The following is a 22,227-nucleotide window of genomic DNA, read 5'->3' as shown; positions in this document are numbered from 1 at the left end:
CTCTACGTGACCGGTTACTTTGAAAAAACTGCATTCGGGTCACGTAGACACCCTCTACGCGACCGGTTACTTTGAAAAAGCCAGATCGGGGTCACGTAGACTATTCTGGGCAACAATTAGTGGTTTTCATTGGCTGGCAATTCTTGTGCTTACCTTAAGATTTAGGGAACATTTCCTTTATGCCCCAAAATAGCCCTGGCCCTTTCATCTGCACTGGGCCAATGAATTATTCTACATTTTCTGATTCGAGAATTGTTAAATTGCCTGGGCTGTGAGGTCTCCAAATTTCCCCTTAGCTTGTCAAGCTTCCTTTCAACCAAGCACGGGGACGATATGGTCCTACAGGGATTTGGATGAGACTCGTTACTTGGTTCGAATCGGCTCTGTATAGTTCATCACATCGATTCGCGTCAAACCCTAACAAAGGGTGCCCTCCCATCCCTAAGGCACACGATATCAAGAGCAGCCGTTGTACGAGGATACCCGCCTCCATCTGTTGTATTCGATATCCCCTATATCCCAATTCCTCGTTAAGGTGATCCTTTCCTCCAATAACATGCAGGCAGAGCGGAACTTGAAACAGATTGACATTGGGCATTGTGAGCCCATATTGCAAAATCTCACGGAAATCACCGCTTGCTATTCTTCGAAGTGCATGTGCACTTTTGTCATAAGCATATGCACCATTTGGTATACCCTCTACATTATTAAAAAAGCCATTCAAAGATAGACGAGTCTTAGAAAACCTCTGGATGCCATCTAGGTCATTCTGATACGAAAAAGAAAATGTCTCTTTTAACAAAGTAGACAGTGTAGCTTGACTGACTTTCCCTCTCATAAAATCAAGGTCGGGAGAGTGTCTCTCTCTACAAACAGAAGCAAAGTCGTATGAAAAGGGCTCCGTAAATGGCAGAATAAAAAATTCTGAACTTAAGGCCCTTGTCCCCTGCTCCTCCTTGGTTATCTTCCCAAATGACTGTGTCGTTTCAAATATCGATGCTTCATTCATCTCTTTGAGCAGCGGGTAATCAACAATTTTCTTGGAACGATTGTAAGTTTCATGCTCCAGTATTGGTACTTCCTGGGACAGTTCAGCGGCAGAAACATGTTCTTTTTTAGCAAATGTGCCAACATCATGGATAGATGAATGACTCGATAATGGGATGACTGCATAGACACTTTCGTCCTGTTCAGAGAGCCCTAGCAAATGATTAATCGAACGATCAAGAAATTGGTAACATACCCGTGATGAGAACCCCATCCTACTGGCTACTTCTAATGTTTGCCCTATGACCACACCTGCATCTAGACCTTGAAGTCTGTAGGAAAAATTATTATATTTATAGAAGTTTTTCCAAAAAACAGTCGAAACAAAAACGGTGCAGAAACAATCAGAAATGTCACAGCTGTTGCCGAGGCCTCTGGATATATAGGAATCGTAATTACCTTCGCGCAGCAATAGGAGGCGATGATGTGCCACATCGTAGTGATAAATTCCCTCGGGTACATCCTCCAGCTTTAAATAAACATATAATTCATTGGGATATAATGCCCCACCAGAGGGAACATATCTGCGATACAACTGGGCATAACTGACAGAAGCAATCTCCTCAGATGTTTCTAAAAAAGCTGTTTGGGCGTACTTGGAAAGCCCGTATACATACCATAAAAAATGGCCAAGCTCCTCAAGTTCTGGTTGTGCCTGAGTATCTCTTAGTGTGAGCGTTAGAGGTACATCTCCGGATAATGCTATTTCAGGCAAGCCACGGTACAGTTTATAAGGAAGTGGCGCGTCCTCCCAGTCCACTTCCCAATCTGATGGTACAACTTTATCTGTATCATAATGCAGATGATGCAAAAACGTTTCCAGCTTCACGCTTACACCTCCTGCTTTTCATTATGGGAATGGATGAGGATAGGGATTAAGCTGTTCATACGATAACGGCTGTTTGGTGAATCCGAGCTTCATTGGTACCTGGCGGACCCTCTCCAGTCCTTTGACACGGGTAAGGTGATGTCCGAATGTCATCGGCAGCATACCAGGAATCAATACTTTAACACAGTATAATCCATTCCGTTTGGTTACCGGTGTCGTCTGGTCTACCACAATGACTTCGAGGTCTAACTGGCGAAATGTTTGCAGGATATCCTGAAGCTCATCCCTTAAATCAGCATGAAACGGAGGCTGTTTAAATTCCTCAGCAAATGTCCTTAATGGGCGAGTCACATCTAATAAAAAGTTCAGCCGTTCCTCTGCTTCCCGAAGACCATAAAGCATTCCATGATCCTCCATGGTACGGACAGCAAATGAATTTTTCAACATTTCTTCATATTGCTTCCGGTTTTTCTCCAACTTCTCGTCATGCCGAACCATCATTCCCGCAAGTTCGTAGATGGAACTTTTCGCCGCCCTTACAGGGTCGGGACTGGCACCTGCGGCACAAATCAGGTTCACACCCTTTGAGCTTCTGTTTTTTGCCACTGCCCAAATACTGGGGATCCCATGTTCCATTGTAGAATTGTAAAAATAAACATCATAACCCGCCACGTCACGTAAACGGTCAACCATCAGCTCTAATTCCTTATCGTTAGCAGAATAAGGGTCAAGACGCGGAAGGGGCAGCTGCGCATACCATGTTACCAAGAAGGAATCGCGCTCAACGACCTCCATAATTCCATGGAATATGGCTTCCTCTACACTCCCTCCTAATGCACACCCGTTAGAGGTTTCATAAGCAAAACCCTCCCCATATCCCAAACTGTAATAGGCGAGTAACTCTGGAACCAATATAGGCCGTTCTTGTAAAAACGAATATCCCCACACCCAATTGATTGGGGTATCAGGGTTAAACCGTTTAAACGGGAAATCAGACTTTGCATATTGTTCGTCTTCATGTAACCCCACTCTTGTCGGATTTAAAGCGATGTCCTTTAAATGATGATAGCTATCACGAACTTTCTTCCTCTTGCCTTGAGGCTCGATTCCACAATGGCGCTCCAATCCCTCCAAGATGGCCGTGAGCTCACTCATCTCATAGGAATTCGTACGTCCTGCCACTCCCTCATCTGCCCCAAACAACGGCATGTTGACTAAAACATCTGCAAATGGGAGCCTGATATCCTCGATTTTGCCATTCATAATCCCAGTACGATCATCCAGATAGTCATCGACTAGCACTGTTTTCAATTCCTCCATCGAACGACTGCGATAGCCTGCACCAGGCAATTTAGGACTGGACTTTAAGCTAATCCGGGCTAGCTCAGGTGAGTCTTCCGGAATTGGACTGCAAACAGGACACAATGGATCAGGCAAGAAAAAGTGACTAGTGTTCGTTAAAGTCCTGAGATTGGTAATGAACATGCTATCTTCTAAGGAGGATGGCTTCCCCTGAAGGACTTTCTGCACTTCATCACAAATTAAACCAGCCATGTGAAACATCCCTGAACGTGAAGACCAAGCATCCCGCAAGCCACCTGCACCTGTACCCATTCTTGCTTGAAGGAGCCACATTTCAACCCGGTCGGGGCCAGCTATCAAACGCCGTTTATCGGCACAAAGAGAACATCCCGATGTACCCTGCCGAACTAATGGACCAATAATTCCCTCGCCAAACGAAACGAAACCACGAAGCCAAGGAATTCCGGAGAACCTAAACCGCTCTTCCGCCTTCTGGTGTATCGATGGATGCCAGGCATCGTCCAAGACCAATGCTAATTCTATCTCATCCGATATTTCCTCCATCATACTTTGACGTTTTACTAGATAGTTGGTTGACAAGTGATCGTAAACATAATCTGCTAATAGTCCGTCCCCGACAATGAGGATATGTGGAGTCATACAGTATCCCCCTCTCGCACATGCACACCATACACACCTGCCAGCCCTTCCTTTAAAAAAGGTTCCATTGACAAATCATAGACTACTAGCTGTTTACCGTGTCTAGATAAAACCTGGATGGATGAATGCAACAGTTCCAAATGGGTCATGTTCTCACAAGTGGGGATTTCAAGTTTGGAGTCCTTTTTTTCAAGATAAATCAAGGATTCTTTCTCTTCCCTATCTACGGTATTCACTTGGTTCTGGGCATCCAAAAGTGCTTTTTGCAAAGCATTTTGCAATGCCATTGTGATATTTAAATCTATCCCTGTGTACCACCGGCGCTTAGACTTTACCCCGACAACTGGAAAACCCAGCACATCGTCTTTTAAACCGATGATTGGGGAACCGTTCAGAGTTGTGATAGCATTCAAATAGTATTGGCATCTTTTATCATCTATGGCTCCGATCGGCGCACGAAAAACCGTATTTAAGCCATCTCCCTCTCGACTTTTCAATTCTTCATTCAGATAGTCTTGCAGACCCCGGCAAACAGCCTCCGCGGTGGTTTCCCCTGAACCAATGCCTAGAAATCCTTCTGGAAGCACCCTATTAACGCTATATTTCCGATTTACTGAATGGACCAATTTGGCGACATACATTTCGATGCCCTTCAATCCGGCATTTTTTCTTGCTTCTTCGTGGGTCATTCCCGAACAGACAACTTTGGTCAGCAGTTGTGCTGGTCCATCTGACACTGGATTAACCGCTTGAACATAGCACTGGGAAAGAGGAAGCTGCGACAGATTTTGTTCCTCCCAGGAATGAAAAATGCCAATTTCCTTTGAAGTTAATCGACTAAAATACTCCAAAAGCTGCCCCTGCTGTTGTTCTCTATTGAATTCTTGTTTAAGTCTTTCATCAAGGTTTTCAACTAGCTCGGGTTTAACACTGTTTGATGAAACGGATGGATGCGGGATGAAGGAAAGCCAATCTCCCTCCAACGTATCAAGATGGAGCAGGTATATTTGATTACTTTGATTGGGGCCTGCTATACCCGTTGCCTTTTTGAAAAATTCAAATACAGAGACGTTTGCCAAAATGGCTCCTGCTGTGGAAGAGTACATCTGGGGCTGCTCATTTGCCCTTAGAGAAGAGTGATGGATTCTGCGCCAGGCAGACTCGAAGCATCCATCTGATTCTGGGTGAGTTAACGGACCGGCGAGCCCAACTTTGTCTAAATAAATGGCCGGGAAAAATGCTTTCTTTTCTTCTTTGCAAGCTTGATTTATACTCCTTAATTCATTTACATTGCCTTCCTGAGAAACATAGAGAATCCAATCATACTCCCGAACGGCTTCTTTCCAAAAAGCTGACCCCGCCCCTTTAAAGTAGGGTATTTCTTCCAACTCCACAACGGAATCTAGTTCCCTAGCATTTTGCACCAACTCATTGAGCCGCTTTCTATTGGTTTGAACCGCATCTGTAACCATGACATTTAATTTCGGCAAACCTGATTCTAATAATGCCGATACCAAGGATACAAAGAAGGGGCCCGAGCCGACAGTCAGGACCCTTGCCTGACGGTACTTTTCAAAATGGTATGCGCCCGATTCGGTAAAATTCTCAATAAATTCAATTTGTGAAGCATACTTTTCAAGAACCTCACGATTTAACTCATAGGGCAAATCTTTACTAACATCGCGAACAAACCCATTCTTGTACAACGTCTCCCCAATTTCATAAACCCTGTCACGGTACGGTGCTGTTAGTCCCTCTGTGATGGCTCCCATTGTTACATCTCCATTGAACATCGGCAGCAATTTTTCGATCCACTGATAGATGGTTTTGCCTTCCATACGAAAAGAGCTTATGTTATTTCTAAAGTACACCCCCCCTTTTTGGTCTGGGAGAAAAAACGTATCCCTTTTGACCTTCAGACGTGAGGACGAGTTAAGTTCTGCCACTGGAGTACCTCCTTATTCCTCATTGTCACTACTTACGCACTATCAGTTTATGTACGATTTTTTGTCCATTATGTTAAATGCTGAAAAGAAGTGCCCCCCGCGGCACAGTTACTTGCAGGGGACACGTTCTTTCTAGAACGATATTTTCCAAGTGCATTCCTAATTGCAAACCAATTAAATAAAACCAACACCGATGCCAAAACAGCTAAAACACCCAAATCCACCAAAACCAAAGCCGCCACAGCCAAAGCAGCCGCCGCAACCGAAACAGCCGCCACAACGAAAGCCGCCACAACGGAAGCCGCCACAGCCACCGCAACGGAAACCGCCACAGCGGCCCCACAGGCGCGTATCCTCGAATTGTGGACCGATTGCCATTAACTCACCAGTTTGATAAGGATCGATTCCCAATCCTTGCAGTTCATTTTGAAAGTTCTGCATATGTTCCTCCCCTTTGTATTTAATAATATTGAGCCTAAATAGAGAGCGGGAAAGTTATAAGGTTTTTTTTACAAACATCCAATACGATTTGTACTCTCTTCAACAAATTATGATTCTGTTTAGGTCGCTGTTACTAAAGAAAGAGCCTATTTTAGGTAGCAAATTACACAAAAAAACGGTTACTCTATTAGCTAATAATGGGCAAAAGAATAAAGGGACAGCACCTAGGAAAAATTGGTACTGCCCCTTCAGACTTTATACTTTTTTGGGCCTTATTTTAATTAGTTAAGAAAAGGTAAGTTAAGCTTTTATCCTCTTTTAAGTTCCAATCGACAAACATATCTCCTATTTGTTTTTTAAATATCTGTTCAAACCGGCCATTTCGTTGACAGAAACTTTTCTCTAACTCATCCTTTACTACTAAAAGTTTCTGTTCATAGCCTTTTTGAATCATTGCCTTTTCAATCGGAACTAATATTCCTTCTCTTATCACCAAATATACCTTTGAGGTTATTTGAAAGGCCTGTATTTGTTTTGGCTTTTTTTGAATTAAAATAGTTAGCCGCTCTATTTCTGCAATAAAATCTTCATACTTGGGAAAGTGTACACTTGATTCAAAAGAAGGAACCACCTTTTCAAAAACAGCCGTTATCATTCCAGTGTTATTAGCATAGTTCCAATCATGATAGAGATACTCAACATCTTGTTGATAGTTTAATTCAAGCAGTCCCTTTAATTCATTTAGAACTGATTCCATAACAATATTTCGTGAAATGACTATATTGTCCAAGTTGTCATTTTCTATCAAAACTTTTTCCATCGGCGACAGAAACCCTCGTATGTAAAAAACAAGAAACCGATCCTTTGCATAAGCATGGCAAGAAATGGGGCCCTTGCCAAAATTCTTTCTTAATAACTTACTAACGAAACTACTAATATCCGAAAGTGTGTGTTGCATGGGAGAAGACATGTAAATGATCCTCACTTTAATTATTAATATTTATTTCTTAGAGTAGAATTAGCGAATCGACTTCCTTTCATTGCCAAAAATTTACAAACAAAAAAAGTCAAGATAGGAATATTTCTTTCCCACCTTGACTTATGACCAGCTCAATCAATAAATTGTCCAGAACATTCCCGTCAGAATAAAAGAAGTTTATCAAAACATTTTTATGGTTCTAACTTTTACCTACTATTAATTACATCCTTGAATAAAAGCATCCATTCTCTTACCAATGATAATTATATTCTAACTTGTTTAATGTAATTATTCAAATACAAAAAATATAGGGTTCTATGGGCTCGTTTTGGTCACGATTGAAAACCTCTTTTCCCCCATCCACTTTTCTCCTTTATCATTGATGATGATGCTGGCAGTGTAATCACCTTCCATTTCAATATCTGCGTTACCAACATATACCCCATCCTTTGTTTCTTGCATCTCTATTGAAAGATTTCCATGACTCATGCCTTTCATTTTCAGGTCTACGGTTACCTTTGCACCTACTACTGGGTTACTATCAGAATCTTGAATCTTTATTTGAATGGGAGAAGGCTGATCAAGGGTAAAAGATTTTGGGGTAGAGAGTTCTATCTGAAATTTATTGTAATCACAACCTGCCATTACTACCAATAATAAACTGAAAACAAAGGCCAAGTATTTGCATTTTTTCATTTCACTACAACCTTTCTGGTTTTCTTTTCTACTGTGGGTTCTATTTTATCAAATTAAAAAGGACTCTCCTCATTTTACCAAATGAGAAGAGTCCTTTTAACAAAGTTGTCCTTGAGGTTATATGTACATCCAATTAGAATGGGTTAGTGGCCAGCAAACTTGCTGTTTTCACATAAATACGAGGATGCAACTTCAACTGATTTACGATCACTTCAGCAATATCCTCTGGCTGCATATATTTTTGATCGTTGTTTTCAGCAATTAAGTTTGTATTAACCGCAAGTTCCGTAGCAACAGTGCTCGGAGTTAATGCGGTAACTCGGATATTATTTCTTCGAACTTCCTGTGCCAACGATTCGGTTAAGCCAATCAATCCAAATTTGGATGCACTATAGGCACTAGAAGTAGCTGCCCCGTTTAAGCCATTTGTAGACGAAATATTAATGATATCTCCGCCATTTTTTTCAATTAATTGAGGTAGAACTGCACGTGTGACATAATACGGGCCCATTAAGTTGACATCAATAATCCTCTTCCATTCTTGCGGATCCATATCTAAAAGTGTGGCAAATTTTCCGATTCCTGCATTATTAATCAAAATATCAGCTGTGCCTAGTTCATGGGTAAGTTTTTTAATAGCTTGGTCTACCTCTTCCTGTGATGAAACGTCAACAGCCGCATAGGCAGACTTTACTCCTAAGCCTTCAACTTCTTTTGCAGTTTCCTTTAGGTCCGCCTCTGTTCTAGCAAGCAGTCCAACGTTTACACCTTCGCTCGCTAATGCAAGCGCAACCGCTCTGCCAATGCCTTTTCCAGCACCAGTGATAAATGCTGTTTTTCCTTTTAATGATTGTGCCAATTTCAACCACTCCTTCCATATCTCATTATATTATTGTGGGAAAATAATTCTAACAGTATGCTCACAAAATGAGAATATGGTATTTGGTTGTCATAGACTACGGTATCTTCCGCTGTCATTAATATTTAGGGAACCTATAAGCTGCTTTCCCGTATTTCAAGGAGGTAACCCATACTTAACAAACCCAAACCAACACCAATCTGGTAACCTGTTTCACCGCATCCAAATAAACTCCCAATGCTGCCGCCTATAATGACACATGCAGACATAATGATGCCAACCATTATTCATCCTCCTCCAATATTATTTTTCTTGAACTTAAGCTTTAACTGGCGTAGCAGCAAGAAAGCTTTGTGATTGTTTTACCTTCCTAAACTTAATAAAGGAAACTATTCTCCATGGCACAACATAGCTAATGGCGACAGCAAAGAAAAGCATTCCTAAACTTGCCGGATCCAATCCAGAAATGAACTGTTTGAAAACCATTCGAATAACTAGCACGAAAATCAAGGCGATAAAAAAGCTTTTGTTCTTCTGAGCATATATTTGACCATCTTCACGAATTTCATAATTGGTAGTCCACATTAACGGAATGGCAAGCAATAATCCAGCTAAAGCCGCAACAGCAATTTCCCAGGTCTTTAATTGCAACTGAAGACTCATAAATACTGAGATTCCTGGTAAGAAAATCATTAGCGGCATCAGTATTCTTATTCCAGACCCTTTAATCGGGCGAACCATTGCCCGGGTTCGTCTCCAAAACACTAAACCAAACACCAAAATAATCATCCCATACATTGCTAATCCGTTCATTTTTCCGTCCCCTTTTCCCTTGAGCCTAGTGGCTGTCAGGTTTGATTTGATGGTTTAATCTTACAGCACCTAGATCAGACCTTTTAGGATTCATTGTCATGAATCTTCGGTGACATTTGTCATTACTTTTAACTTCCTCTAGCAAGTTTTATTCTTGATATAACTATAGTGTTTAAATCTTACTTAAATCTTACAGATTTCAAACAAGATTCTTAAAATAGCAGATCTGTTCTAGGCCACGTAGCACCCTTTACGTGACCCACATCTGTATTTTGACCCATTCTCGGTCATGTAGAACTCTTTCAAGATGAACCAAACTTACACTTATATTATTTAGACAATCCGCTTCTAGATAGAAGAAAAGATCATATTAAAAGTTGTTTCAGAGATGAAATTTTTGTATAAGCTATGAAAAAAGTGGCCATCCTGTAGCTATAAAACTAGCTTAGGAGAGTAGGAAAATGAGGTGGTTTGGCCTCGGAAGAGATCGGTCAAAACTGGGGCGCTATATTGATCAGCATGGCATCAGCCAGAAGGAGTTAGAGAAGTCAGGGGTTAGCCGAGCAACCATTAGCCGGTTATGCTCAGACGATACACATCAACCGACGATAAGCACAGCCAGGAAAATCATTCATTTCCTCCAGAAGTATGATTCAACGATAGATTACAGAGACTTTTTTAATATGTAGGGAAGGGGATTACTAATGAGCACAGATGAATTAAACAAAATTATCGCAGTTAAAAAAATGGATTTAGAGGAATGCGAACATGAACTTAACAATAAATACTACCCATCCGTGGTAAGAATGGCCATGATGCGTTACATATCAGAACTTCAGCATCAAATAGAACTGTACAGCGGTGATGATTTAAACAAGATCGAGAATGGATAAAAAGAAAGACCAGGGGACGGCTCTAATGGTTATTGACTTGCACAACCTCAAAACAACCAGAACCGTCCCATGGACTTATAATAGAAACTTCAATACCTCACGATTGAATTCTTCCACCTTTTCTATTTTACCCATATGCCCAGCTTTTTTAATGGTATAAAGCATGGAGTCCGGTATCAGTTTCTTCATTCTCTTTTGAAAGAAGGCCGGACAGATTTTATCCTGCTGACAGGAAATGACCAATGTTGGCACCGAGATTGTCTTTAAAGTTTCTCGATAATCAATATGCAGACAGGCTCTCCACGATGGCATAAACCCGTCCAGATGATTGGACCAAACTGGCATTACTTTTTGGACCATTTCATCACTTTTATCATAGAGACAACTAAATGTTGCTTGACGTTTAAATTGGTCAACCGTCATTGTTTCAAATCTTTTAAACACCATCAGTAGAAGTTTTTCAAGCCATTTGGGTATGTAAAAAACCGTACTTGCTAGAATGAAAGACTTTACTTTTTCGGGGCGGATTTTATATATTTCTTGTGAAATAATTCCTCCCATTGAAAAACCGAGGATATGCGCTTGGTCAATTCCTAAATGGTCCAATAAGCCAATGATATCTTTTGCAAAAGCGTTCATGGATATTTCTTGGTCTTTAGGACAAAGAGTTTCCCCAAATCCTCGCAAATCAGGGATAATGACATCAAAATACTCGGAAAGGCTATGCTGTAGCACCCATCCTTCTTTTCGTTCACCTAGACCATGAATAAGTACAAGGGGCTGTCCGCTGCCCAACCGGTCATAATAAACATTCGTTCCATTAACGGGTGCATAATACATACAGGAACCTCCCTTTAAGTTTTCTTTTGTCTTTCCCTCAGCATACTTCCGAGAGGCAAACTTCACAAGTGTTATATATGTATAAATACTAGTTTAAATTAACGCAACATTTCTTTTGCTTTTTCCCTCATTTCGGCGAAACGGTCGTTTAATAAATTTAGGTTAGAAGTGTCGGCGGTAAAATGCAAGTAGATAGATTGAATTTCACGTTTATGGAATCCGCCTTGTTCATGTATTCGAAACCCTCTGCCGTTAAGTTTTACCCCTATCATAAAACTATCAGCCTTTTTATCCTCTCTCGGATAAACTTGAACAAAATTAAGTGCTGACTCTTGGCATGTACACTCCGGATTCATGCAATAGGAGTCAGCGATTAAAAATAACTTCCCCATATAAGCAAGATGGAGATAATTGTTGTCACGATCAGGAAAAACTTCTGCATAGCAAACAGTAATACCTTTAGCTATCTTATTCAACACAGCAATCATAATACTGCTCCTTTATGGGCCTATTTCATCTGAATGGCCCCCTATTTATTTAGTTATTAACGAAATTACAGCCTTTTGGTAAGAGTGATGATTAGCGGAAAATAGTAGGTTTATAATGAGGAAAATGACAGTATTTTTTATAGAAAGGTTATGAAATTAATTATTGTTCAACATCTTTCCCCTCCCTTCCGGTAAGATTATATCATGTTTCATCGCAGAAAAATTTTGTCTTTTCTAAAAGTTTTCTACAAGTATGTGAACATACGAAAAGTGAGACGGTCCTCTGGCTTTTTAAAGGAATCAAATTAATCAAAGTCACGAGAACCGTCCCGCATGCAATTAGTGTGCCCTCTTGGGAACGAGGGACCCCACATTTCCCAGCTTGTCCATTTCTTTAAAATACGGGAACAAATGTATACTATCTTGCTACTTACCTTTTAATTGTTTACCTGGTACACGAATCATTTAAAGTCTTCGAAATAAAAAAAGAATAGTTTAATTAATTCTAATCCACTTTCTTTTATTCCGCCGCTGGAGTTTTCTGCCACCAAGGGATAGACCGAAAACAGCCATTATTATTCCAACTAACCAAAATAATTGCCTCAACTTATTTTACACCTCCACACTTTTTCTTTATCCATTGGCTGTGTTAAACTTGGTTGTTGATTTCCGCTCCAGGCGCTTCGCTTTCCGTGGGCGTGCCCGGGGAGCCTCCTCGGCGATAAAATCGCCTGCGGGGTCTCCCCATCCCCGTACTCCCACAGGAGTCTTCGCGCCTTCCGCTCCAATCAACTGGTTAAAAATCAACAATCGTCTTTAACACAGCCTATCCATTAAAAAGATGGTCAATAAAGAAGGTCTTAATGAATCCCTTAAAGGTTACTCAAGCAGGATCCCTGTTAATATATTCAAGTAAAGGACAAAGTGTTATCGGGCAAATAAGATTGGGCTGCTATTTGACCACAGTTGGGCAGCAGGAAATCTCTTTGAAATATTGCAGTAATTCCAAGCGAGCAAGGATGAGGAATACTTATTAAACAAATTTAAGCATTTAAAGAGGGATGAGTACGATACGTAAAAAAGCTGTTAACTATTCATGCAGAAGTAGCTTAACAGCTTTTTGTAAATATAAGAATTTCATTCACAAGTGCCCCAAACAGGGGCAGACTACGTATTCTCCTTTGTTAGCCCTCGTTTACAGCAGGCAGCTTTACGATAAAGGTCGTTCCTTCATTCAATTTGCTTTTTACATCGATTTCCCCGTTATGGGTTTTAATAATTTGATAAGTAACCATTAGCCCCAGGCCAGTTCCTGTTTCTTTTGTGGTGTAAAACGGCTCCCCCAAGTGACTTAATTGTTCTTCTGTCAGTCCAGCTCCGTTGTCCTGAATAGAAACAGAGACAATCCCATCATGGCTTTCGACAAAAAGGCCAATATTTCCCCCATTAGGCATTACTTCAATTGCATTTTTTATAAGATTTAGAAACACTTTCTTGAGCTCGGTTCCAACTCCACTAACGGTCACTTTTTCTTGAGTAAAAAACGTTTGGAACGTAACCGATCTTCTGCTAGCCTCTTTTTCTAAAAGATTCACTACATTTTTCACAAGTTCTTTTATGTCAAGTTCCACAAAGTCTAGATTGTATGGTTTAGCCAGCGTGAGAAACTCACTCGAAATGTCATTGATTCGTTCCAATTCATTTTCCATAATCTTGAGGATTTCCTTGTTAGGAACCGTATCCTCTCGAAAAAGTTGCACAAATCCTTTTAAAGAAGTTAAGGGGTTTCTTATTTCATGAGCAATTCCCGCTGCAATTTGTGCGACCACGTTCATTTTTTCTGCTTGAATCTTCAAGTCTTCTGCACGCTTCCGTTCTGTTACATCCTGAATAATCAGCTGTTTGGCTACTTTTTCTTTAAATATGCTCGGAATCAATACCGCTTCTGTATAAATTTCTCTGCCATTTAGGATCTTCCAATTAAATCGAAACTTGGAGTCTTCTTCACCATATTCCTTAAGTCTGTTATATTCCTCAATAAACCTCGGTGAGAGCATGTCATAAATACTTCTACCTAATAGTTGCTCTTTTGACTCTGCTCCGAACAATTCTAAAGCAGCCCTATTGGCAAAAACCCACTTATCATCCTGTATGACAACAATCCCATTGGTCGATGATTCCACTAACCTTTGATACTGATCCTTGGTTTCACGTATCTCTTTTTCGGATCTTTTTCGATTCGAAATGTCCCTGCAAACGGATAACGTGTAGTTTTCCCCTTCAATTTCGAGAAGATGGGTGTTGACTTCCACCGGTATTCGACTCCCATCTTTACATTTATGAACGGTTTCAAAGGTTAACGATTGATTATTTTTTATCATTTTAAGTAAATCAACGATTTCATCTTTTTCATGATAATCGATATCGAAAGGAGATAAGTTCATGGCTTCTTCACGTGTATAGCCTAATCGACTATGGGCTGCTCTGTTCACTTCTATAAAGTTTCCGACAATTCCATCCTCTTCTATTTTCAAATAATAGATAGCATCTGAAATACTATTAAATAGATGCTCAAACTTCTTTTCACTGTCATCGAGATGGGTGCTAGCAGCTTTTGATGCAGTAAGCTGTAACTTTAACTGCTCATTTTCCCTTTTTACTCGTTCCAATTCATCAAGCAGATGCTGATTATCTCGATCTACGCCATTCATGATATTCAAGTTGTTTCACCGACTTCTACTATGATTCTTTAACTATATTATACTTAAGTACGTTTTTGAATATCATGGAAACTATTGCAAAATCTTTTTGTGATCCTTGTCTAGAAAAAGGGAATTACAAGTAAAAGCATTATGGAGCAAGAACCCAGTTTGTCCCATTCCAGTATCGCCACACCTGTCCAGGCCCATCGAACCAGAACCATGTCTGTGAAGCATCATCGAAGAAGATATGGCTTCCGGTATAGACTCCATTATTATCAACTTGGTAATAGGTGTTGCCGGTTTGAATCCATTGATCTGTCTGGCGAATATTGTTGTCGTAATAGTACCAATTGCCACTGTCTTCATCTTCCACCCAGCCATTGCTCGGAGCGGGCGTAATTCCTGTGACATTAAACATCGTCCAGTTACAAGTTCCTCCATTCTGCCAATAGGGACTAACAAATGGGTTATTAATGTCAAAATCGGGGTTAGGAAAATATCGTACCAGATGAACATGTGGTCCATTTGTTTCTGCCGAATTGTCTACCGCTCCAAGAAGAGTACCTGCTTGAACCCTAGAGCCAACTGTTAAAATCATTCTCGGGAGAACATGAACATATTCGGTGAAGAATCCATCATCGCCTCTGATGACGACCTCATTAGCCTCTAAACAACCTGCTGGTGACCTTCCTGCGGGGTCTGCAGAAGTCGGAGAGGTCATTGGACTTTTACAACCAGAGTTCCCTTCCAGGAATACCACGGTGCCTGCCTCCACGGCATAAACATTTTCACCCCAGCGCATACCAGAATATCCAATGTCTTTTGCCCCAGATGCAAACCCATGGCAAACTCCCCACATTTGAACCTCTTGTGCGGTATTAAAGGGAGTACGTTGATATTGATAAGGCAATATTTTCATCCTTTCTTTTAAAAATATTTAATGATACTAGCCACTGCTATAAATTAAGGAGAATATGGGATATTAAGTGGAAAAGTTGGCGGTCTTTGACTTGTTGGTGGTTGGGATATAATTGGCGGCTGATTTGTTGGGGGTGCTGACATATTCCGATCACTACATCTGTCATTTCTATGACGGTTTCTCATTTTTCTTCGTGTTCGTTTTTGTGACATTTTTTCACCTCCTTCAAAATTTATAATTTATTCTATTAAAGTTATCACAGCTTGTCTGTTTTCTTTCACTATACGAAGAAAAATTATTGCAAAATGATAAATTTGACCAATAATTCGTTAACAGCTAGCACTCGGCCCCTTGCCAATCAAGGGATTTATCAACTTGAAAATGTTATAGGGAAATTAGATTTGCAAGTTGTACCAGATGGATATATTTTAAAAAAAGTGCCTGTCACTGCCGAATGATGCCGATGAGAATTCGACATATTACGGGTAGTGACAGGCACTTATATCTTTTTTTCTGTGCTTCTATTATTTGTCTAACACCAATTTTTCAATTGCATAAGCTACTCCATTTTCATTATTGGATAATGTATGGAACTGAGCCACCTCTTTTACTACGGCCTCGGCATTGCCCATTGCAACTCCACAGCCTGCATACTCTATCATAGTTAAATCATTTTCGCCATCGCCGATACAGATAACTTCTTCCCGTTTAATTGAAAGTTTCTCAGCCAGCTGTTTTACTGCATTCCCTTTGCTGACACTCGGGTCAAGGACCTCTAAAAAGAACGGGGCGCTTTTAACCAAGGTATACTTCTCCCAGACTGATTCCGGTATTTTGCCCATAATTTGGTTTAAACGTTCCGGTTCATCAATAAACATCACTTTCGGAATAATCATGTCATTCGGAACTTCCTCGATTGGAAGATACTGTAGGGGAACTCGATTGACATAGGCCTCATGGATGGTGTATCTGTTAATTTCTCTATTTGGTGTATAAATTTTTTTGGTATCAAAGAAATGGAGCGGCGAATTGATCTTTAGGCTTAGTTCATATAAATCCTTTAAGTCATCATATGTTAACGTAATTTGAGATTTTACCTCATTGGTGTGGGTATTTTGCACAAGGGCGCCATTAAAGGTAATGACATAGTCATCTTGATCATTTAATTTCAATTCTTCAATAATTGGTCGGACACCGCCGATTGGTCTTCCAGTACAGATAACAACCCGCACTCCTTTTGCCCTTGCAGCTTGAATGGCATCATTTACTTCTTTTGTAATTTCTCTTCGATCATTTAAAAGCGTACCATCAATATCGATTGCTACTAATTTATACAAATCTCTTCCTCCTATATCATGGTGTGAGTACAGACTAATATTAAGAATTAAAAGACTTATGAATCTTCATTATACCGAAACTATAATAAAAAGGACTAATATTCGTTTGTCTCACTTTTAAAGAGCCATAAAAAAAGTCCTCTTTGATATTCTGTAAAAGAGGACTTTTGATTGACTATGGTTGATCGGGACTGTTTACCATAATGGCGGCTACTTGGGTCAATCGGTCATAAAATGCCTTTCCTGCCGGGGTTTGGTCAAGTCCAATTTCTTGAAAGGCTTCCTTCATACAACGCAGCCAAGCAATGGCACGTTTTGGGGTTACCTCGTGTGGTATATGCCGGTGCCTCATGGCTGGAGGTCCGAATTCCTTACTATACAAAGCAGGGCCGCCTAAAAATTGGGGTAAAAACATTTTTTGCTTCCGTTTAATCTCGTTCATATCGCCTTGAAATAATGGGGCTAGGTCTGGATCAGCATATACGCGCGGATAAAATGCCTCTACCAGTTTATCGATGGTCTCCTGTTCACCTATCTCGTGATATAGTGTCCGTAATGGATATTCCAATTTCTTCACCATCCCAAATGAAAGTTTATAGTTAATTTTCATTATATAGAAGTTGTTACTAGTGCTTAGTGATGTACATCACGCTTAGAAATACTTACATAAATCGTATCGGCCACTGCCTGATTAATGCCGAGGGAATCAAGACGATGGTCTTAACGACAAAACTGAAAGAGAATTTCGGGAAAATGTCGTTAATTGGTCGTCTTAACGACAAAACCTAAGAAAAATCATGGGAAATTGTCGTTAATCAGCCATGTAGTTCCGGTGAACTTCACTAAATCTGTTTTAACATGTATTCACAAATTTTGCTTGAACTCAGTCTAGCTGCTACATAAGGCGGCTGAACTCCTTTAGTTCCTTCTAGTGGCAGTCCCAGCCACAGAACTTTCTCGTCCACCATGACAAATGGAAACGGGAAACTCTCTTCAATCCATTCATCGGCCTCACTCCACTTCTGAGGGGAAATGATAGTCAATTTTCGTTTTCCTTTATTCCGTAACTGCTGCTTCCATTCCTCAGATAACTTAGTTCCCTCCGGGAAGGATATCGTAATCGATGACTTTGCCAAGTTGAGGTCCCGAAAGACAACCTCCAATCTCCGCGCATGAAACCATCTTAATTTTGGAAGCTGGTTTTGTATCCATGAGCCAATTTCTTTAGTAGACACCAATTGGTTGTGCCGAACCTGATGGTCAACAAGCTGCCGAAGCGTTTTTCCCCGATAAACGTGCTTTTCGATAAAATTCCGGTTACTGACGTGTAGAAATTTCCCCTTCGTTCTCGTAATCGCTACATTAATCAGCCGTTCGCTATCCTTGCCGGTTAAGAGCATGCCAGCCCGGTCTTGCGGTTCGCTGTCCACTGTATCAAAAATCATCACGTCCCGTTCACTCCCCTGGAATCGGTGGACAGTAGCCGCAATAAGATCCGCTTGGCCTCGCTCTTTCTCATAAAGCTCTTCTAAAAGCAGTTCCATAAGATTAGCCTGGGCCCGATAAGGCGTTACATATCCGATCGACTTCGCCCCACCCAGATAGGTTTCATGAATCAACTGAAAAGACAACAGCAGCTGCCATAGATTAAATCTAGATTTTGTCGCTTTATCACTGATACAGTGCAAGCCTGTGAAACTAGTATCTAGCAGCACTGCGGCCTGTTCTTTAAAAGGAGTCTGACTTACGATTTTATTTCTGCTTTTATACACACTTTCATGGTCCCCCACCAATGAATGATAAATATATCGGTTAGTAAAGGCAGAAATATCCGGATGCATCCTTCTTTGTTCTTTTAACAGGAAAAGTTGAGGATGAAGCTTTCCCTCATTCAACGACTCTACCACCCCCGCATGGTGAAACACATCCTCTTTTAGCCATTTGGTTACAAGCAGGTCACGGCTAGAAGCAATCGGAGGTAACTGCTTGAAATCCCCGCAAATAATGACCCGTTTTCCCAAAGAGGCGGCAAAGGCCGCTTGTGGCACGTAAGCCATACTTGCTTCATCGAGAATAACGACGTCGTATTCCGGCTCATAAATAGCACTGTCACTAGCTGCCTTTGCGAGTGTGGTACCGACAATGTATGCATCTTTTACTAATTGAACCTCTTTCTTTCGGACTTTTTCCAGAACCCTCGCAATCTTTGTTTCAAGTTCTAGCAGTTGATCCGAATCTCTTTTACTAAAAGAATGCACTAAATCTTGTTTCAAGTTTCGCCTTTCCTCTACCAGCTGCTTGCGATCCTGGGCAAGTAGCGGGTCCTGTTTTTCTAGAAGCAGAGTAGTGGTAATTTCCTGATGTGCACCCAGCGTTTCTCCGAGATTCCCGCCGTAACGAAGTACATCACCTTCTCTAAATCGTTGTTTCTTTTTGATAAAATCCGTCAGCTCCCCCATCAATACATCGACCGCTTGATTGCTATGAGATAAAATCAATACTTTCTTCTTCTGAAAATATTTGTTGGCGGCTGTTCTGGCTAGAGTATAAGTTTTCCCTGTACCCGGTGGTCCCCAGACGAACGTGACAGGATTGTACTTGGACCGTAACACGAGTTCATGGACATTGCTCTTTATCTTTTCTACGGGATGTTTAGTTTCCTTGGAAGGGTTCATCAATCGTTTCACTCTAAGCCGTTTTTGTTTGTTTTTTTTCATTTCATCCAAACGCTCGATTAATTGTTCAAGCAGTTCCCAAGGATCATGAAGCAGATAGGCATTCGGAATGAGGTCACCAAAGCTTTGCTCTAATGCCAAAATGATTCCCCTGCCTTCAGAGGAAAGCACTTTGCCACTCGTTTTCATCGCCCCCCACTCTAGTTTAATCGAGGAACCAACTGGTACCCTTAAGGATATGCTTGTATCAAAATAATAGCTGTAAGGTCCATCATTAGATAGCAGCCTTCCATTGGTTACGGAATATCGGCTTCCGCCAAACTTTTTCAAATGATTGATCTCTTGCTGCAGAGCCTGCTGCCACTCTTTTATGTATAACTTGATTGTTGTCATTTATTTACCCTTGTCTTTCTGCTTTTAATAAATATCAAATTTGGCTCAATTTCAGATGGGCCGGTTTCCTCTATGGACCTTTCTTTAAAAGGATTGCCTGCTTTTATTGAGAACATGCTATGTTGTCATAATCATAATTTGCCTAATTCTCTTTGGAAAAGTGAATTCGGGCCCTGTATGAGGACATAATATCCTATAAATTACATTTATTTAGGGTGAGTTAAAGGAGCTTTTTGTCTATGGCGGATGAACAAATCGTAAGGGCAAACTACAAGGATCTTCAAATCGTTATGGACGTATTTGAGGATTGCAAATCCTATTTGAAAAGTAGGGGCATCCTGCAATGGGATGAAAAATATCCAAACCAGGAGTATTTCGAAACAGCATTAAAGGGCGAAACTTATTTGTATTAAAAAAAGAAAAACAAGTTTTAGGCGCCATGGTCCTAGATGAGTGGCAGACACCAGAATGGGAAGCTGAACAATGGACCGAAGTGACGAGGAATCCATTGGTTCTCCATTCTTTTTGCGTACATCCCTCTTCTCAAGGTGGGGGGTATGGCGGGAAGATGCTGCAATTTGCCGAAAGCTTTGCAAAGGAACAAGGATATCAGGCACTTAGGCTCGATTCGTTCTCTGGAAATCCCTCCGCTGTAGGCTTTTACGAAAAAAAAGGATATAAAAGAACAGGAGTTGTAAAATTAAAAGGAAAACCACAAGATCATGACCAATACTACTGCTTTGAAAAAATATTTAGGTGAACCAGGTACCTGTCACCACCCGAACCATGTCCGATGCAATTCCACAGATTAGCGGCAGTGACTGGCAGGTGGATTAACCTTAACTTTCTTAATTGCAATAAGTCCCTCAAAAAAGTGCCTGACCCCTAATCACTGGGGGAAGCAGGCACTTGCTTTTTATGGCCTGTATTTTAAGGCTAGGCCTTTTAAGAAATTTCTTGCGAATTTGTCACCGCATTCTTTGTAATTCTTATGGCCTTCTTTCCTTAATAAAGCACTTAATTCCCCTTTTGTTACCCTCACGCCTGCTTCTTCAAATATATCAAGCATATCCTCACTTGTTAAAGCTAGCGCAATTTTCAATTTTTTTAAAAGGACATTATTAACATTTGCATTATTTTTCAGGGTCATTTCTGGTGTAGCAGGTTGTCCTGGTTTTGGATCCTGTCTTCCTCTTTTAAAAATGATCAATCCATTTAAAAATGACTCCAGCATACTATTCGTGCACCTTATTTGCTCCTCATTATCAGCAAAATCACCATCCTCATCGTAACTGTCTTGTGTTTTCACAAGAATTTTCATCACTTCTTCTTTTGTTACTTTTATGCCGCCAAGTTTAAAAATATCTGCCATTTCTGTATTTTTTATATCTAGGGCATATCTTATTCGAATTAATATATCATTGTTATCCATCTATAAACCTCCAACCTTAATCTCTTATTTTTGCGTTAGACAGTCATCTTCCAATTTGATAAAGCCAACCAGGTCTCCCGAAGTTCATAATCCGGGTGAATTTTTCCAACTAGCCGCCAAAAGGACCGATCGTGATTCAAGTGGACCATATGGCACATTTCGTGAACCACGACATAGTCAATGACCTCCGGTGGTGCCATCGCCAGCCTCCAATTAAAGGTTAACTGCTGCTTGGCATCACATGTTCCCCAATTCTTCTGATTATCTAAAATCCGGATAGACCGTGGTTTTGTTTTAAAATGACTTTGATGTGCACGAACACTTCTATCCACTAACGTTTTACACTGCTGATAATAAAACCGTTTTAGTGCCTGTTTTATTTTTTCATCCCCAAGATGTTTTACAACTACATGTATCTTCTCCTCTTCAAACACCGCGTAGTCTTGTTTGATGTTTACATCTTGGGAGACTTGAATGGGATACTCGTTTCCCAAGTAAAGACCGACTTCCCCATCACCATAAGTCTTTACCTTTGGTCCTGATACCCGCCCCAACATGTCTTTTGATGTCTGTTGAATCCACTCCCACTTTTCCTCCAATAATTGTAACACGCGCTCCTCAGGTGTCCCTTTAGGAACTTGGACCTCAACATTACCATAAACATCTAGATAAATCCCCATGGATGTACGGTTTTTATATTTTATCTCAACATTAATGGTCTGTCCTAAATATGTATGCAGCATTTAATCACCTTGATTATCTGATATAAAGGAAACAGGGGGACGGTTCCTAAAGGACTGGGCTAAGTCCTGCTTTAAGGAATGCCTTTCTTCAAATAGCCTCTCCCGATACTTAGCAAGGAGCGGATCCTGCTTTTCAATCAACAGATTGGTAGTTATTTCGTGATGGGCTCCCATCATTCCCCCTGGTTCCCTCCGTAACGGAGCACATCTCCTTCGCGGAATCGCTTTTTCTT

23 protein-coding genes are annotated in these 22,227 nt (G+C 40.7%); 4 read left to right on the top strand and 19 right to left on the bottom strand.

What is annotated here, in order from left to right:
* Window positions 1-292: 292 nt before the first annotated feature.
* From BN2425_RS15560 to BN2425_RS15525, 9 genes are all read right to left on the bottom strand, one after another.
* The gene (locus tag BN2425_RS15560) at window positions 293-1,876 is read right to left on the bottom strand and encodes a SagB family peptide dehydrogenase (RefSeq protein ID WP_042461352.1); all 1,584 of its coding nucleotides are present in this window, start codon (window positions 1,874-1,876) and stop codon (window positions 293-295) included.
* 21 nt (window positions 1,877-1,897) lie between these two features.
* A complete protein-coding gene (locus tag BN2425_RS15555) occupies window positions 1,898-3,838 on the bottom strand; it encodes a TOMM precursor leader peptide-binding protein (RefSeq protein ID WP_042461349.1) in 1,941 nt (646 codons plus the stop codon).
* Window positions 3,835-5,784, bottom strand: coding sequence for a putative thiazole-containing bacteriocin maturation protein (locus BN2425_RS15550; RefSeq protein WP_042461346.1), 1,950 nt, complete (start codon window positions 5,782-5,784; stop codon window positions 3,835-3,837). The genes BN2425_RS15555 and BN2425_RS15550 overlap by 4 nt, the downstream gene beginning before the upstream one ends.
* A gap of 174 nt (window positions 5,785-5,958) precedes the next feature.
* On the bottom strand, window positions 5,959-6,225 hold the full coding sequence (locus BN2425_RS15545; RefSeq protein WP_042461342.1) for a heterocycloanthracin/sonorensin family bacteriocin: 267 nt from the start codon (window positions 6,223-6,225) through the stop codon (window positions 5,959-5,961).
* Between the two features lie 277 nt (window positions 6,226-6,502).
* A complete protein-coding gene (locus BN2425_RS15540) occupies window positions 6,503-7,183 on the bottom strand; it encodes a Na-translocating system protein MpsC family protein (RefSeq protein WP_074433074.1) in 681 nt (226 codons plus the stop codon).
* 336 nt (window positions 7,184-7,519) lie between these two features.
* The gene (locus tag BN2425_RS15535) at window positions 7,520-7,900 is read right to left on the bottom strand and encodes a FixH family protein (protein WP_042461336.1); all 381 of its coding nucleotides are present in this window, start codon (window positions 7,898-7,900) and stop codon (window positions 7,520-7,522) included.
* Window positions 7,901-8,033: 133 nt separating this feature from the next.
* On the bottom strand, window positions 8,034-8,759 hold the full coding sequence (locus tag BN2425_RS15530; RefSeq protein ID WP_042461334.1) for a 3-ketoacyl-ACP reductase: 726 nt from the start codon (window positions 8,757-8,759) through the stop codon (window positions 8,034-8,036).
* A gap of 134 nt (window positions 8,760-8,893) precedes the next feature.
* Window positions 8,894-9,043 (bottom strand): hypothetical protein, encoded by a 150-nt coding sequence (locus tag BN2425_RS22575; protein WP_154663521.1) that lies wholly within the window; start codon window positions 9,041-9,043, stop codon window positions 8,894-8,896.
* Between the two features lie 34 nt (window positions 9,044-9,077).
* Window positions 9,078-9,572 carry a CcdC protein domain-containing protein gene (locus BN2425_RS15525; RefSeq protein WP_042461331.1) on the bottom strand — a complete coding sequence of 165 codons (495 nt, stop codon included), beginning with the start codon at window positions 9,570-9,572 and terminating at the stop codon, window positions 9,078-9,080.
* Between the two features lie 461 nt (window positions 9,573-10,033).
* Between BN2425_RS15525 and BN2425_RS15520 the strand changes: the two genes are divergently transcribed.
* Both BN2425_RS15520 and BN2425_RS15515 read left to right on the top strand, forming a co-directional pair.
* Window positions 10,034-10,261, top strand: coding sequence for a helix-turn-helix domain-containing protein (locus BN2425_RS15520; protein WP_042461328.1), 228 nt, complete (start codon window positions 10,034-10,036; stop codon window positions 10,259-10,261).
* 15 nt (window positions 10,262-10,276) lie between these two features.
* Window positions 10,277-10,465, top strand: a complete 189-nt coding sequence (locus BN2425_RS15515) for a hypothetical protein (RefSeq protein WP_042461325.1) — start codon at window positions 10,277-10,279, stop codon at window positions 10,463-10,465.
* Between the two features lie 75 nt (window positions 10,466-10,540).
* Here BN2425_RS15515 and BN2425_RS15510 read toward each other — a convergent pair whose 3' ends face one another.
* The 7 genes from BN2425_RS15510 to BN2425_RS15480 form a co-directional block, all read right to left on the bottom strand.
* The gene (locus BN2425_RS15510) at window positions 10,541-11,305 is read right to left on the bottom strand and encodes an alpha/beta fold hydrolase (RefSeq protein ID WP_042461322.1); all 765 of its coding nucleotides are present in this window, start codon (window positions 11,303-11,305) and stop codon (window positions 10,541-10,543) included.
* A 98-nt stretch (window positions 11,306-11,403) separates the two neighbouring features.
* Window positions 11,404-11,793: a hypothetical protein gene (locus BN2425_RS15505; RefSeq protein ID WP_042461319.1), complete on the bottom strand. Its 390-nt coding sequence runs from the start codon at window positions 11,791-11,793 to the stop codon at window positions 11,404-11,406.
* 1,184 nt (window positions 11,794-12,977) lie between these two features.
* Complete coding sequence (locus BN2425_RS15500; RefSeq protein WP_235714665.1) at window positions 12,978-14,504, bottom strand: PAS domain S-box protein; 1,527 nt, start codon at window positions 14,502-14,504, stop codon at window positions 12,978-12,980.
* Window positions 14,505-14,643: 139 nt separating this feature from the next.
* Entirely contained in the window at window positions 14,644-15,405 is a 762-nt protein-coding gene (locus tag BN2425_RS15495) for a M23 family metallopeptidase (protein WP_042461312.1), read from the bottom strand.
* 533 nt (window positions 15,406-15,938) lie between these two features.
* Complete coding sequence (yidA, locus tag BN2425_RS15490; RefSeq protein WP_042461311.1) at window positions 15,939-16,751, bottom strand: sugar-phosphatase; 813 nt, start codon at window positions 16,749-16,751, stop codon at window positions 15,939-15,941.
* Between the two features lie 175 nt (window positions 16,752-16,926).
* Complete coding sequence (locus tag BN2425_RS15485; protein ID WP_042461662.1) at window positions 16,927-17,331, bottom strand: globin domain-containing protein; 405 nt, start codon at window positions 17,329-17,331, stop codon at window positions 16,927-16,929.
* A 262-nt stretch (window positions 17,332-17,593) separates the two neighbouring features.
* A complete protein-coding gene (locus tag BN2425_RS15480; RefSeq protein WP_042461309.1) occupies window positions 17,594-19,819 on the bottom strand; it encodes an AAA domain-containing protein in 2,226 nt (741 codons plus the stop codon).
* A gap of 239 nt (window positions 19,820-20,058) precedes the next feature.
* On the opposite strand from BN2425_RS15480, the gene BN2425_RS22570 reads away from it, so the two are divergent.
* Window positions 20,059-20,232, top strand: a complete 174-nt coding sequence (locus BN2425_RS22570) for a hypothetical protein (protein WP_154663520.1) — start codon at window positions 20,059-20,061, stop codon at window positions 20,230-20,232.
* Between the two features lie 26 nt (window positions 20,233-20,258).
* Window positions 20,259-20,579 (top strand): GNAT family N-acetyltransferase, encoded by a 321-nt coding sequence (locus BN2425_RS22300; protein ID WP_081798087.1) that lies wholly within the window; start codon window positions 20,259-20,261, stop codon window positions 20,577-20,579.
* 156 nt (window positions 20,580-20,735) lie between these two features.
* Here BN2425_RS22300 and BN2425_RS15470 read toward each other — a convergent pair whose 3' ends face one another.
* The 3 genes from BN2425_RS15470 to BN2425_RS23125 are packed head-to-tail and all read right to left on the bottom strand — an operon-like array spanning window position 20,736 to window position 22,168.
* Window positions 20,736-21,251: a YehS family protein gene (locus BN2425_RS15470; RefSeq protein WP_042461306.1), complete on the bottom strand. Its 516-nt coding sequence runs from the start codon at window positions 21,249-21,251 to the stop codon at window positions 20,736-20,738.
* 35 nt (window positions 21,252-21,286) lie between these two features.
* A complete protein-coding gene (locus tag BN2425_RS15465; protein ID WP_042461302.1) occupies window positions 21,287-21,994 on the bottom strand; it encodes a M48 family metallopeptidase in 708 nt (235 codons plus the stop codon).
* Complete coding sequence (locus BN2425_RS23125; protein ID WP_235714651.1) at window positions 21,995-22,168, bottom strand: hypothetical protein; 174 nt, start codon at window positions 22,166-22,168, stop codon at window positions 21,995-21,997.
* Between the last annotated feature and the right edge of the window lie 59 nt (window positions 22,169-22,227).

The sequence above is a fragment of the Neobacillus dielmonensis genome (assembly GCF_000612665.1).
In the GTDB taxonomy this organism is placed as follows: Bacteria; Bacillota; Bacilli; order Bacillales; family Cytobacillaceae; genus Neobacillus; species Neobacillus dielmonensis.
This window is presented reverse-complemented; position numbering and strand designations above follow the sequence as displayed.

Bases quoted from the DNA above. Each gene is read 5' to 3' on its own strand.
- BN2425_RS15555 (WP_042461349.1), bottom strand. From the start codon at position 3,838: ATGACTCCACATATCCTCATTGTCGGGGACGGACTATTAGCAGATTAT.
- BN2425_RS15545 (WP_042461342.1), bottom strand. From the start codon at position 6,225: ATGCAGAACTTTCAAAATGAACTGCAAGGATTGGGAATCGATCCTTAT.
- BN2425_RS15540 (WP_074433074.1), bottom strand. From the start codon at position 7,183: ATGCAACACACACTTTCGGATATTAGTAGTTTCGTTAGTAAGTTATTA.
- BN2425_RS15535 (WP_042461336.1), bottom strand. From the start codon at position 7,900: ATGAAAAAATGCAAATACTTGGCCTTTGTTTTCAGTTTATTATTGGTA.
- BN2425_RS22575 (WP_154663521.1), bottom strand. From the start codon at position 9,043: ATGGTTGGCATCATTATGTCTGCATGTGTCATTATAGGCGGCAGCATT.
- BN2425_RS15525 (WP_042461331.1), bottom strand. From the start codon at position 9,572: ATGAACGGATTAGCAATGTATGGGATGATTATTTTGGTGTTTGGTTTA.
- BN2425_RS15520 (WP_042461328.1), top strand. From the start codon at position 10,034: ATGAGGTGGTTTGGCCTCGGAAGAGATCGGTCAAAACTGGGGCGCTAT.
- BN2425_RS15515 (WP_042461325.1), top strand. From the start codon at position 10,277: ATGAGCACAGATGAATTAAACAAAATTATCGCAGTTAAAAAAATGGAT.
- BN2425_RS15510 (WP_042461322.1), bottom strand. From the start codon at position 11,305: ATGTATTATGCACCCGTTAATGGAACGAATGTTTATTATGACCGGTTG.
- BN2425_RS15505 (WP_042461319.1), bottom strand. From the start codon at position 11,793: ATGATTGCTGTGTTGAATAAGATAGCTAAAGGTATTACTGTTTGCTAT.
- BN2425_RS15500 (WP_235714665.1), bottom strand. From the start codon at position 14,504: ATGAATGGCGTAGATCGAGATAATCAGCATCTGCTTGATGAATTGGAA.
- BN2425_RS15485 (WP_042461662.1), bottom strand. From the start codon at position 17,331: ATGGTGAAGAAATTGGAATATCCATTACGGACACTATATCACGAGATA.
- BN2425_RS15480 (WP_042461309.1), bottom strand. From the start codon at position 19,819: ATGACAACAATCAAGTTATACATAAAAGAGTGGCAGCAGGCTCTGCAG.
- BN2425_RS22570 (WP_154663520.1), top strand. From the start codon at position 20,059: ATGGCGGATGAACAAATCGTAAGGGCAAACTACAAGGATCTTCAAATC.
- BN2425_RS22300 (WP_081798087.1), top strand. From the start codon at position 20,259: ATGGTCCTAGATGAGTGGCAGACACCAGAATGGGAAGCTGAACAATGG.
- BN2425_RS15470 (WP_042461306.1), bottom strand. From the start codon at position 21,251: ATGGATAACAATGATATATTAATTCGAATAAGATATGCCCTAGATATA.
- BN2425_RS15465 (WP_042461302.1), bottom strand. From the start codon at position 21,994: ATGCTGCATACATATTTAGGACAGACCATTAATGTTGAGATAAAATAT.
- BN2425_RS23125 (WP_235714651.1), bottom strand. From the start codon at position 22,168: ATGGGAGCCCATCACGAAATAACTACCAATCTGTTGATTGAAAAGCAG.